We start from the raw sequence: 11,658 nt of genomic DNA on the forward strand, positions 1-11,658 counted from the left end.
CGGCGGCCGAAGGGGCTGCCGACGCTCCGTCCAGGGCGACGGCGAACGAGGAAGATGACGTGGCCACCTCGGCCGTTGGAGGTTGCAATCCCGGGAAACCTACAGAGTAGGTGGGCGCCGTATACTCCAGCCCACGGGCCGGAGCAGGAACAGCTCCCTAGGGATGCGTAAGGCCCCGGGGATATGTCTCCTGACGCACCGCGCAGCCACGCCAACCCCGATATAGGGTCGCTTTGCCGTGAAATACAACACACGTTTTCGCATGGCCGGCCGGCAGGGCTGAAGCGTGCCTGCGACCGTGTGCGGTCAGGCATCCGCCGGTCGCATGGATCGCGCCAGGCCGTCGGCCAGCGCCTCAATCCGCTCGGCCGCCGTGACGATCTTGCCGGCAAGTTCCGCGTCGTTGCGCGCCGCGCTGTCCAGTGCCGCCCGCCGCGCCTCGCGCAGGCTGTCCACCTCGTCCTGCAGCGCCGCGAGCCGGCGCTCGCGCTCCGCCAGTTCGTCGGTGACCATGATCCCGGCCATCACGGTCAGGCGCAGGTCGCCGATTTCGCCGAAACTGCCGCGCAGGCTGTCGATGGCACTGTCGAAGCGGCGGGCAAGCGCGGTCAGCCGCTCTTCCTCGCCATCGTCGCAGGCCATGCGGAAGCTGCGTCCGTTGATCGTCACGATTATCTGAGCCATCGCCTCGTCGCCTCAGCCGCCATGCGTCTCGAGCACGGAGCGGATCGATTCCATTGCCGACACCAGCCGTCGCGACACTTCGCGATTGGCATCCTCCAGCCGGGCGACACGCGCCTCGGCCGTGTCCAGTGTCGCGGCCAGCGAGGACCGGTCCTCGCCCAGCCGCTGCAGCTCTTCCTGCAGTCCGCCCAGCGACATGTCCGATTCCAGCCGCCGTTGCACCGCCGCGTCGAGCCGCGAAACGGCACGGGCCAGCCGCTCGAGCGCTGCATCCACGCTGGCGCCGGACCCTGCCGCGGACGCGACCGGCCGGGTCTCGTCCCCGCCCGACTGCCCCCCGGAAAGTCCCGACGTATCGTCCATTCCACCCCCTTGTGGATTCGCTGTGCGCTCAATGGCGCCCGCGGGCGGAATACCCGCATCCGCCCTCTGCCGCTATACCATTCCTTGCCGCCCGATGCGAGATCGACGGATGCGCGCCCTTCCCCCCGGGTCTCCGGCCATCCGCTTTGTTGACTCGCCCAAGGTTCCTGATATTTGTCGAGCCGCTTCGGCGGGGTCCGGTGAAAACCGGTCGCAACCGCCGAAAAACCGATATCGCCGGCGGCCCGGACACGACCCGCACCGACCCGTCCCGAGCGGGCGCAGCACCTCCCCGCAGCGCCAGCCAGGGACAGGCCGGATGTCGGAACCGGGGCCCGTGCGGTGCCCGCATCACGGACGAGTAGCCCGCGTGGGCCGCCGACAGGGACGAACGGAATCAGATGATCGATCTCGAAAAGCACAATCGCATGGCCAATGCGATCCGTTTCCTCGCAGCAGATGCCGTGGAAGCGGCCAAGTCCGGCCACCCCGGCCTGCCCATGGGCGCGGCCGATATCGCGACCGTGCTGTTCACCCAGGTCATGCACTACGACCCGACCCGCCCGGACTGGCCGGACCGTGACCGGTTCATCCTGTCGGCCGGCCACGGCTCGATGCTGCTCTATGCGGTGCACTACCTGCTCGGCTCCGAGGACTTCACCCTCGACCAGCTGAAGAAGTTCCGTCAGATCGGCGCGCTGACCGCCGGCCATCCCGAGTTCGGCCACGGCGCCGGCATCGAGACGACCACCGGACCGCTCGGCCAGGGCCTTGCCAATGCCGTCGGCATGGCGATCTCCGAGCGTCATCTGCGCGAGACGTTCGGCGACGACCTCACCGACCACTACACCTACGTGCTGGCCGGCGACGGCTGCCTGATGGAAGGCATCAGCCAGGAGGCGATCTCGCTCGCCGGTCACCTGAAGCTCGACCGTCTGATCGTCATCTGGGACGACAACGGCATCTCCATCGACGGCAAGGTGTCGCTTACCGACAGCACCAACCAGCTGGAGCGCTTCGAGGCCAGCGGCTGGGCGACCGTCGCCATCGACGGCCACGACCCGGCAGCCATCGCCGCCGCCCTGGCCAAGGCGCGCGAGAACGACCGCCCGACCCTGATCGCCGCCAAGACCACCATCGGCTTCGGCGCCCCGAACAAGGCCGGCTCAGAGAAGGTCCACGGATCGCCGCTCGGCGCCGAGGAACTGGCCGCGACCCGCAAGGCGCTCGGCTGGGCCCATGAGGCCTTCGACGTTCCCAGCGACATTCTCGACGCCTGGCGCATTGCCGGCCTGCGTTCCGGCCAGGCCCGCAAGGAGTGGGAAAAGCGTCTTGCCGCCGCCGACACTGAGCTGCGCTCCGAGTTCGAGCGCCGTCTGCGCGGCGACCTGCCGTCCGGTTTCGCCGACGCGATGGCGAAGCTGAAGAAGCAGATCGCCCAGGACAAGCCGACCATGGCGACCCGCAAGGCCTCCGAATATGTGCTCGGCACGATCACCAAGGTGGTGCCGGAGACCATCGGCGGCTCCGCCGACCTGACCGGCTCGAACAACACCAAGACGGCCGACACCGCCCCGATCACGCCGGACGACTTCACCGGCCGCTACCTGCACTGGGGCATCCGCGAGCACGGCATGGCCGCCGCGATGAACGGCATGGCGCTGCATGGCGGCACCATTCCCTATTCCGGCACCTTCCTGGTGTTCTCCGACTATGCCCGCCCGGCCATCCGCCTTGCGGCCCTGATGCGCCAGCGCGTCATCCACGTGATGACCCATGACAGCATCGGCCTGGGTGAGGACGGCCCGACCCACCAGCCGGTCGAGCACTACGCGGCGCTTCGTGCGATCCCGAACCTCGATTTCTACCGCCCGGCCGACGTCACCGAGACGCTGGAATGCTGGCAGCTGGCACTGGAAGCCGAGGAAACGCCGAGCGTTCTCGCGCTGACGCGTCAGAACCTGCCGCCGGTGCGCACGAGCTACGAGACCGAGAACCTGTCCGCCCGCGGCGCCTATGTGGTCGCCGACAGCGACGAGGCGCCCGAGGTCACCATCTTTGCCTCCGGTTCGGAGGTCGAGATCGCCCTCAAGGCCCGCGAGACCCTGGAAGCCGCCGGCACCGCGACCCGCGTCGTCTCCGTGCCCTGCATGGAGCGCTTCGAGCGCCAGTCGGCCGACTACCGGGCCGACATCGCCGGCTCGGCAAAGGTCAAGGTCGCCATCGAGGCCGGCATTCGCATGGGCTGGGACGCGATCATCGGTTCGGACGGCATCTTCATCGGCATGACCGGTTTCGGCGCGAGCGGCCCCTACCAGGAGCTCTACCGCCACTTCGGCATCACGCCGGAAGCGGTCGTCGCTGCGGTCAACGCCCGCCTGTAAGCGGCGGTTTCCGGCAAGATCCGGATGGGGCGGCGCACCGGCGCCGCCCTCTCCTGTCCGCCGCGCTTGCGCGGCGATCGGCTTGAAGAGGTGTCGATTAGCGGGAGATTGCCGACGTGTTGCCCAATACCGGGAAGCACCGTTCCACCCACGCACTCTGGCGCTCCGTCGCCGAGCGGCCGTGGATTCTCGCTCTCGCGGTCGTTGCGGCCCTCGTGCTGCTGCCCATTGCCGTCTGGCTCGACCTCAGAAACCTCTCCGACGCAGGCCTGACGACCCAGGCCCGCACCCTCAACGCAATGGTGTCGGAGATCCGCGCCTATTACGGCGCCAATGTCGTCGGCCGCGTCCAGGGCTATACGGGCGATTCCGTTGCCGTTCACAATTACGAGGACGTCGCCGGGGCGATTCCCATTCCGGCGACGCTGTCGCTGGAACTCGGCGGCGTGATCGCCGGCAGGGGCGGCGGCGATGTCGATTATCGCTTCATCTCCGACCTTGCCTTCGCCAACCGGGCCCCGCACAAGCTCGATGCGTTCGAGACCGCCGCACTGGCGAGCTTCCGCCAGAGCCGGGCGCCGGATGCGATCGCGACCGACTTCTCGGGCTCGCTGTTCGAGCGGCAGATCCGCATGGCCGTTCCGGTGGTGATGGGCCAGGCCTGCGTCTCCTGCCACAACACCCATCCCGAGAGCCCCAAGCGCGACTGGCAGGTCGGCGACGTGCGCGGCATCCAGGAAATCACGGTCCATCAGCCGATCGCCAGGAACCTCTTCTCCTTCAAGTACCTGTTCCTGTACTTCGCCGGGGCCGGAGCCTTCGGCGCCGCCTTTGCCGGGCTGCAGTGGCGCCAGGCCAACGACTTCCGCCGGATGAACACGGAACTGGAGGAGGCGAACGGCTTCCTCGCCTCCATCTCCATGAAGATCTCGAAATACCTTTCGCCGCAGATCTACAAGTCGATCTTCTCCGGCGAGAAGGACGTGGTGATCTCCACCGAGCGCAAGAAGCTCACGATCTTCTTTTCCGACATCAAGGACTTCACCGAGACGGCCGAGCATCTGCAGCCCGAAGAGCTGACCAGCCTGCTCAACGAGTATTTCACCGAAATGTCGGCCATCGCCCAGGCCTATGGCGCGACCGTCGACAAGTTCATCGGCGATGCGATCCTCGCCTTCTTCGGCGATCCGGAGACGCGCGGCGCGCGCGAGGACGCCAATGCCTGCCTCGACATGGCCATCGCGATGCAAAAGCGCATGGCAGAGCTGAAGGCCCAGTGGCGGCGGCGCGGGATCGAAAAGCCGTTCGAGGTCCGCATGGGCATCAACACCGGCTACTGCAATGTCGGCAATTTCGGCTCGGCGGACCGCATGGACTACACGATCATCGGCGCCGAGGCGAACCTGGCCGCCCGCCTGCAGGGCATTGCCCAGCCGGGCGGCATTGTCATCTCCTACGAGACCTGGGCCCATGTGCAGGACCGGGTGCGCGTGCGCCGGCTGGACCCGATCACGCTGAAGGGCATTCCCGGCGAGATCGTGCCCTATGCGGTCGAGGGCCTGCACCAGGTGGAGGCCGCCGCCCCGCAGACGATCAACGAGGAAGACGAAGGCCTCGTCCTGCATCTCGACATTGCAAAACTCGATGCGGAAGCCCGGCGCAAGGCCGAGGCCGTGCTCGAAAAGGCCCTCGGCGCGGTGCGGATGCAGGAGCGCGGGAAGGACGACAAGACCTGAGCCATGCAGACGCATCGGCGAGATATGTTGCCGGACCCCGTTGCATCCGTGACGAGGCTTCGGTAACCAGCCATCGGGCGCCGCAAAACGGCGCTCCAAAGACCACGGGAGCCGGACAACACATCCTTGGATCGACCGGCTCGACCAGATCAATCGCCCAAGGAATGCGGTTCGCCGCCACAGGAGAGACAAGCATGACCGTGAAGGTTGCCATCAACGGGTTTGGTCGCATCGGACGCAACGTGCTGCGCGCCATCGTGGAGTCGGGCCGTACCGACATCCAGGTCGTAGCGATCAACGATCTCGGCCCGGTCGAGACCAATGCCCACCTGCTGCGCTACGATTCCGTCCATGGCCGCTTCCCGGCAAAGGTGACCGTCGATGGCGACACGATCGACGTCGGCACCGGCCCGATCAAGGTCACGGCCCTGCGCGATCCGAAGGAGCTGCCCTGGGGCGCGCTCGGCGTCGACATCGCCATGGAGTGCACCGGCATCTTCACCGACCGCGACAAGGCCGCCCTGCACCTGGAGAACGGCTCCAAGCGCGTGCTGGTCTCCGCGCCGGCCAACGGCGCCGACCTGACGGTCGTCTACGGCGTGAACCACGACCAGATCTCCAGCGAGCACAAGGTCGTCTCCAACGCCTCCTGCACCACCAACTGCCTGGCTCCCGTCGCCAAGGTCCTCAATGACGCCTTCGGCATCGAGAAGGGCTTCATGACGACGGTGCATGCCTATACGGGCGACCAGCCGACGCTCGACACCATGCACAAGGACCTGTACCGCGCCCGCGCCGCGGCCATGTCGATGATCCCGACCTCGACCGGCGCCGCGAAGGCCGTCGGCCTGGTGCTGCCGGAACTGAACGGCAAGCTGGACGGCGTGTCGATCCGCGTCCCCACGCCCAACGTCTCGGTCATCGACTTCAAGTTCGTGCCCAAGCGCAAGGTCACGGTTGCCGAGGTCAACGCCGCGCTGGTGGCGGCCGCCGACGGCGCCCTCAAGGGCATTCTCGCCTACACCGACGAGCCGCTGGTCTCCATCGACCTGAACCACAACGGCGCCTCGTCGACCTTCGCGCTCGACCAGACCAAGGTCATCGACGGCGATCTCGTCCGCGTCATGTCCTGGTACGACAACGAGTGGGGCTTCTCCAACCGCATGTCGGACACCGCGGTGGCCTTCGCGAAGACCATCTGAATTGGCAGCAGCGGCCGGCGCCCTTCGCGCCGGCCGTCGCACATGAGACATCCAGGCGAGCGATCCATGACCTTCAAGACCCTTGACGATCTCGGCAACCTGTCCGGCCGTCGCGCGCTGGTGCGCGTCGACCTGAACGTGCCGATGGACGGCAACCGGGTGACCGACACGACCCGCATCGACCGGGTGCTGCCGACCATCCGCGAGCTCGCCGACAAGGGCGCTCGGGTCGTGCTGCTCGCCCATTTCGGCCGCCCCAAGGGCGCCGTGATGCCGGAGATGAGCCTGGCGCCCGTCGCCGCGGCCCTGACCGAGCGGCTCGGCCGGCCGGTTGCCTTCGCCGCCGACTGCATCGGCGATCTTGCCGCCTCCGTCATCGACGGGCTGAAGGACGGCGACGTCGCGCTGCTCGAGAACACCCGCTTCCATGCGGGCGAGGAAAAGAACGACGGCGCCTTCGCCGACGCGCTGGCCGCGCTCGGCGATCTCTATGTCAACGACGCCTTCTCCGCCGCCCACCGCGCGCATGCCTCGACCGAAGGGCTGGCCCGCCGCCTGCCCGCCTATGCCGGCCGCACCATGCAGGCGGAGCTGGAGGCCCTCGCCTCCGCCCTGACCACGCCCGTTCGTCCGGTGCTCGCCGTGGTCGGCGGCGCCAAGGTCTCCTCCAAGATCGACCTGCTCGAGAACCTCGTGAAGAAGGTCGACATGCTGGTGATCGGCGGCGGCATGGCCAACACCTTCCTGGCCGCACAGGGCAAGTCGGTCGGCAAGTCGCTATGCGAGCACGATCTGGCCGACACCGCGCGGCGGATCATGGATGCGGCAGCCGCTGCGGGCTGCGAGATCGTCCTGCCGGTCGACGCCGTCGTCGCACGCGAGTTCAAGGCGGGCGCGGCCAGCGAGACCGTCTCGGTCGATGCGGTGCCGGCCGATGCCATGATCCTCGATGTCGGCGCTGCCTCCATCGACAATGTCCGCGCCAAGATCGACACGGCCGCCACCCTGGTGTGGAACGGCCCGCTCGGCGCGTTCGAGATCGAGCCCTTCGACACGGCCACGGTCGCCGCGGCACGCCACGCCGCCGCGCGCAGCCGTGACGGCTCGCTGACGACGGTCGCCGGCGGCGGCGACACCGTCGCTGCGCTCAACCATGCCGGCGTTGCCGACGACTTCTCCTATGTCTCGACCGCCGGCGGTGCCTTCCTCGAATGGCTCGAGGGCAAGGCCCTTCCGGGCGTCGTCGCGCTCGAGAATTAATCCTTTCGACGAAACAGCTTGCGCCGCGCCTTCAAAAGCGCGGCGCTTTTGGTAGAAAGCCGCCAACGCAACGCGGCGATGCTTGCAAGCAAGAAGAGGGTCTCATCGGATGAGTGAACGTCTCGAGGATATCGCACAGGCCATGGTGGCCACCGGTCAGGGCATCCTTGCCGCCGACGAAAGCACCGGTACGATCAAGAAGCGCTTCGACCAGATCGGCACGGAGAACAGCGAGGACAACCGTCGCGCCTATCGCGAGATGCTGTTCTCCAGCACCGAGGCGATGAACGACTACATCTCCGGCGTCATCCTGTTCGACGAGACGCTGCGCCAGAAGGCGGCCGACGGCACCCCGTTCGTCGAGATGATCCGCAAGGCCGGCGCCGTTCCGGGCATCAAGGTCGACAAGGGCGCCAAGCCGCTGGCCGGCTTCCCGAGCGAGACCATCACCGAAGGCCTCGACGGCCTGCGCGAGCGCCTTGCCGAGTATTACGAGCTGGGCGCGCGTTTCGCCAAGTGGCGTGCGGTCATCGACATCAACGAGGAAGACGGCCTGCCGTCCAGCACCTGCATCCAGGCCAACGCCCATGCGCTGGCCCGCTATGCGGCCCTGTGCCAGGAAGCCGGCATCGTGCCGATCGTCGAGCCGGAAGTGCTGATGGACGGCCCGTCCGCCGCCCACGACATCGAGACCTGCTACGAGGTCACGGAGTGGACGCTGAACACGGTGTTCGCCGAGCTGTTCCAGATGGACATCATGCTCGAGGGCATCATCCTCAAGCCGAACATGATCGTTCCGGGCAAGAACGCCCCGATCCAGGCCTCGGCCGAGGAAGTCGCCGAGCTGACTCTGCGCTGCCTGAAGGCCACCGTGCCGGCGGCCGTTCCGGGCATCGCCTTCCTGTCCGGCGGCCAGTCCGACGAGCTGGCGACCGAGCACCTGCACCTGATGAACGCGGCCGGCCCGCTTCCCTGGAAGCTGACCTTCTCCTACGGCCGCGCGCTGCAGCAGGCCGCGCTGAAGGCGTGGGGCGGCAAGACCGAGAACGTTCCGGCCGGCCAGGCCGCGTTCCTGCACCGCGCCCGCATGAACGGCCTCGCTGCCAAGGGCGAGTGGGCAAAGTCGCTCGAGACCGCCTGACCGGACACCGATCCGACTGGCAAGCTTGACGAGAGGGGCGGTTTCGCCCCTCTTTTGCCGTGATCGCCCCTCATTCCGGGACGGGTTCCAATTGCCCGGCCCACGAAGCGGAAGGATGCGCCGTGCACCCGCGCCTCTATCTCATTACGCCTGCGACCTTTGAACTCGACGGCTTCTGCAAGGACCTCGCCTCCGCCCTTTCCGGTGGCGATGTCGCCTGCCTGCTGATCACCGACGGCGGCTGGGGCGAGGCCGGTTTCCAGAAGATCGCGGAGACAATCGTGCCGATCGCCCAGGCGGCGGGCACGGCGGTTCTGGTGCAGAACGATTCGCGCGCTGCCGGGCGCAGCCGCGCCGACGGCATCCATGTCGACACGTCCGGCGAGGACCTGAAGCGGGCACTGGAGAATTTCCACCCCCGCGGCATCGTCGGGGCGGGCGATATCCGCACCCGTCACGACGCCATGACGGTGGCCGAGCTCGGCGTCGACTACGTTCTGTTCGGCCTGCTGGAACGCGAGGAGGACGTGGAGCCGCACGCCAAGACGCTGCAGTTCTCGTCATGGTGGGCTCAGATGTTCGAAACGCCCTGCGTCGCCCTGTGCGGCAGCGACCTCGCCGGCGTCGAGACCTGTGCTGCGACCGGGGCGGATTTCGTCGCCCTGCGCGGCGCCGTCTGGAACCATCCCGAGGGGCCCGAAGCGGCGGTTCGTGCCGCCAACGAGGTCCTGTCGCGCTACGAGCTGACGGAGGCAGAAGGCGGATGACCGCAGGGGGCGGACGGTTGCAGGCGGGCGCGCTGGCCATGCTGCTGCTCCTTGGAGCTGCGGCACATCCTGCCTTTGCGCAAGACGGCACCGGCACCGCACCTGCCGAACCGAAGGCGGACGCACAGCCGGCGGCAACACCTGAGCCGGCTCCCGCTCCCGCCCCTGCTGCCGAGGCACCGCCCGAGGCAGCCTCTTCTCCGCAAGCGCCAGCCGCCACCGGAGCAGCTCCTGCATCCGATCTTCCCGGCGCCGGTTCGATGCCCTCTGCCGCCGAGATTTCCGAGCGTCTGTCCGCGGTGCCGCAGCAGCCCGTGGGCGGCGACGAGAACATTCCCCTGCTCGTGCCGCCGACCAGCGTCGCCCCGCCCCTGCCGCTCGAGATCGAGGGCGAGGTCCGTGACTACGCTTATGGTGCTTTCCAGCGCGGCTGGTATCTGACGGCCCTGTCGCTCGCCACTCCGCGCGCCGAGGCCGGCGACCCGGCCGCCCAGACCCTGCTCGGCGTGCTCTATGAGACCGGCCGCGGTCTGCCGCAGGATGCCGAGCGCGCTGCCAGCTGGTATCAGCTCGCCTCCTCAAGCGGAAACACGCGCGCGGCCCTGCGCTACGGCCTCATGCTCCTCAACGGTCTCGGCGTTCCGGAAGACAAGGTGAAGGCCGGCGACATGTTCGAGCTCGCGGCCAATGACGAGATCCCCGAGGCGATCTACAACCTTGCCGGCCTGTATCGCACCGGCGAGGGGCGTCCTCTCGATCCCGACCGGGCGCTGGAGCTTCTGGAAAAGGCCGCCGATCTCGGCGATGTCGATGCCCGTTTCCAGCTCGCACAGTTCTATCTCGACGGCCCCGCCGACATCCGCAGCGAGGCGCGCGCCGCCTTCTGGATGGGCCGCGCCGCCCGCCAGGGCCATGTCGGTGCGCAGGTCCGTTACGCCATTCTACGCTTCAACGGCCGGGGCGTTGCCCCCGACGAGGCCGAGGCCGCCGACTGGTTCGAGCGCGCCGCCAGCGCCGGCAACCCGGTGGCGATGAACCGGCTTGCGCGGACCTATGCCTTCGGCCGCGGCCGGGAGGTCGATCTGGAAAAGGCCGCCGGCTGGCACATGGCCGCCCGCGCTCTCGGCATTTCCGATCTGGAGATGGACGGGCTGCTCGGCTCGATCGACGCGGAAACCCTGGCCAAGGCGACGGCCTTTGCCGAGCGCTATGCGGCCGCCGCCGACCCGACGGTGGTGGAGAACCCCGACAACACGCCCTGAGCCGGCGAAACCGCCTTTTTGCTTGATTGGCAACCGGAAGTGTGGTGGACAGGCCGCGCACCAGACAATGTGCCCGGCCGACGCGACGGCGCCTTCTTCAAGGACCAGGTCCGGACCGGGCTCGGCGGCCTTGGCGGCGCCGGACACGCCTGCGGCTGGGGCCAGCGGATGGCCCCCGCGGAGCGAACCGCCGCAGGACCTTTGGAGACGGAACGAGACACATGAAGATCAACGGAAACGAGATCAAGCCCGGCAACGTGCTGCAGCACCAGGAGACGCTCTGGGCTGTGGTCAAGGTCGAGCACGTGAAGCCGGGCAAGGGCGGCGCCTTCGCCCAGGTCGAGATGAAGAACCTTCTCGACGGCCGCAAGCTCAACGAGCGTTTCCGCTCCGCCGACAAGGTCGAGCGCGTGCGCCTCGAGCAGAAGGACTTCCAGTATCTCTATCCGCAGGAAGACATGCTGGTGTTCATGAACACCGAGACCTACGAGCAGATCGAGCTGCAGGCCGACTTCGTCGGCGAGCGCGCCGCCTTCCTGCAGGACGGCATGATGGTCACACTCGAGATGCACGAGGAGCGTCCGATCGGCATCACCCTGCCGCAATACGTGACGCTGGAGATCACCGAGGCGGATGCCGTGGTGAAGGGCCAGACCCAGTCCTCGTCCTACAAGCCGGCCATGCTGGAAAACGGCGTGCGCGTCATGGTGCCGCCGTTCATCACCGCCGGCGAGAAGATCATCGTCGACACCGAGCTGGTCGAGTACGTCCGCCGCGCCGACTGATTTGCCTATCGGCCGGCGGCCCCGACTGCGCCGCCGGCCTCCCGACTTCCCCCCGAAGGGCACGCCCTCCGGTC

General features: G+C 67.8%; 10 protein-coding genes and 1 other RNA gene. 8 read left to right on the forward strand and 3 right to left on the reverse strand.

The features are described from left to right. Positions 1-56: 56 nt before the first annotated feature. The 3 genes from ssrS to H7H34_RS18670 all read right to left on the reverse strand — a co-directional run bounded on the left by ssrS (position 57) and on the right by H7H34_RS18670 (position 1,047). Positions 57-212: non-coding RNA, 6S RNA (gene ssrS, locus H7H34_RS18660), on the reverse strand. 94 nt (positions 213-306) lie between these two features. Next, positions 307-684 carry a cell division protein ZapA gene (locus tag H7H34_RS18665; protein WP_067218725.1) on the reverse strand — a complete coding sequence of 126 codons (378 nt, stop codon included), beginning with the start codon at positions 682-684 and terminating at the stop codon, positions 307-309. A gap of 12 nt (positions 685-696) precedes the next feature. Continuing rightward, complete coding sequence (locus H7H34_RS18670) at positions 697-1,047, reverse strand: DUF4164 domain-containing protein (protein WP_120269594.1); 351 nt, start codon at positions 1,045-1,047, stop codon at positions 697-699. A gap of 401 nt (positions 1,048-1,448) precedes the next feature. Here H7H34_RS18670 and tkt point away from each other — a divergent pair, with 401 nt between their 5' ends. The 8 genes from tkt (at position 1,449) to efp (ending at position 11,584) form a co-directional block, all read left to right on the forward strand. After that, positions 1,449-3,431 carry a transketolase gene (tkt, locus tag H7H34_RS18675; protein ID WP_185926085.1) on the forward strand — a complete coding sequence of 661 codons (1,983 nt, stop codon included), beginning with the start codon at positions 1,449-1,451 and terminating at the stop codon, positions 3,429-3,431. A gap of 185 nt (positions 3,432-3,616) precedes the next feature. Continuing rightward, on the forward strand, positions 3,617-5,167 hold the full coding sequence (locus H7H34_RS18680) for an adenylate/guanylate cyclase domain-containing protein (protein WP_185926603.1): 1,551 nt from the start codon (positions 3,617-3,619) through the stop codon (positions 5,165-5,167). A 194-nt stretch (positions 5,168-5,361) separates the two neighbouring features. Next, a complete protein-coding gene (gap, locus tag H7H34_RS18685) occupies positions 5,362-6,369 on the forward strand; it encodes a type I glyceraldehyde-3-phosphate dehydrogenase (protein ID WP_120269596.1) in 1,008 nt (335 codons plus the stop codon). A gap of 66 nt (positions 6,370-6,435) precedes the next feature. After that, positions 6,436-7,629, forward strand: coding sequence for a phosphoglycerate kinase (locus H7H34_RS18690; protein WP_185926086.1), 1,194 nt, complete (start codon positions 6,436-6,438; stop codon positions 7,627-7,629). 109 nt (positions 7,630-7,738) lie between these two features. After that, positions 7,739-8,770: a class I fructose-bisphosphate aldolase gene (locus H7H34_RS18695; RefSeq protein ID WP_185926087.1), complete on the forward strand. Its 1,032-nt coding sequence runs from the start codon at positions 7,739-7,741 to the stop codon at positions 8,768-8,770. Positions 8,771-8,892: 122 nt separating this feature from the next. After that, positions 8,893-9,537 (forward strand): thiamine phosphate synthase, encoded by a 645-nt coding sequence (locus tag H7H34_RS18700; protein ID WP_120269599.1) that lies wholly within the window; start codon positions 8,893-8,895, stop codon positions 9,535-9,537. Next, complete coding sequence (locus H7H34_RS18705) at positions 9,534-10,799, forward strand: tetratricopeptide repeat protein (protein ID WP_209006252.1); 1,266 nt, start codon at positions 9,534-9,536, stop codon at positions 10,797-10,799. The genes H7H34_RS18700 and H7H34_RS18705 overlap by 4 nt, the downstream gene beginning before the upstream one ends. A gap of 221 nt (positions 10,800-11,020) precedes the next feature. Continuing rightward, a complete protein-coding gene (gene efp / locus H7H34_RS18710) occupies positions 11,021-11,584 on the forward strand; it encodes an elongation factor P (protein ID WP_120269600.1) in 564 nt (187 codons plus the stop codon). The last annotated feature ends 74 nt before the right edge of the window (positions 11,585-11,658 follow it).

It is taken from the genome of Stappia sp. 28M-7 (genome assembly GCF_014252955.1).
Taxonomy (GTDB): domain Bacteria; phylum Pseudomonadota; class Alphaproteobacteria; order Rhizobiales; family Stappiaceae; genus Stappia.

Coding starts and splice junctions, on each gene's coding strand:
- H7H34_RS18705 (WP_209006252.1), top strand. CDS start 9,534: ATGACCGCAGGGGGCGGACGGTTGCAGGCGGGCGCGCTGGCCATGCTG.
- H7H34_RS18695 (WP_185926087.1), top strand. CDS start 7,739: ATGAGTGAACGTCTCGAGGATATCGCACAGGCCATGGTGGCCACCGGT.
- efp (WP_120269600.1), top strand. CDS start 11,021: ATGAAGATCAACGGAAACGAGATCAAGCCCGGCAACGTGCTGCAGCAC.
- H7H34_RS18670 (WP_120269594.1), bottom strand. CDS start 1,047: ATGGACGATACGTCGGGACTTTCCGGGGGGCAGTCGGGCGGGGACGAG.
- tkt (WP_185926085.1), top strand. CDS start 1,449: ATGATCGATCTCGAAAAGCACAATCGCATGGCCAATGCGATCCGTTTC.
- H7H34_RS18665 (WP_067218725.1), bottom strand. CDS start 684: ATGGCTCAGATAATCGTGACGATCAACGGACGCAGCTTCCGCATGGCC.
- gap (WP_120269596.1), top strand. CDS start 5,362: ATGACCGTGAAGGTTGCCATCAACGGGTTTGGTCGCATCGGACGCAAC.
- H7H34_RS18690 (WP_185926086.1), top strand. CDS start 6,436: ATGACCTTCAAGACCCTTGACGATCTCGGCAACCTGTCCGGCCGTCGC.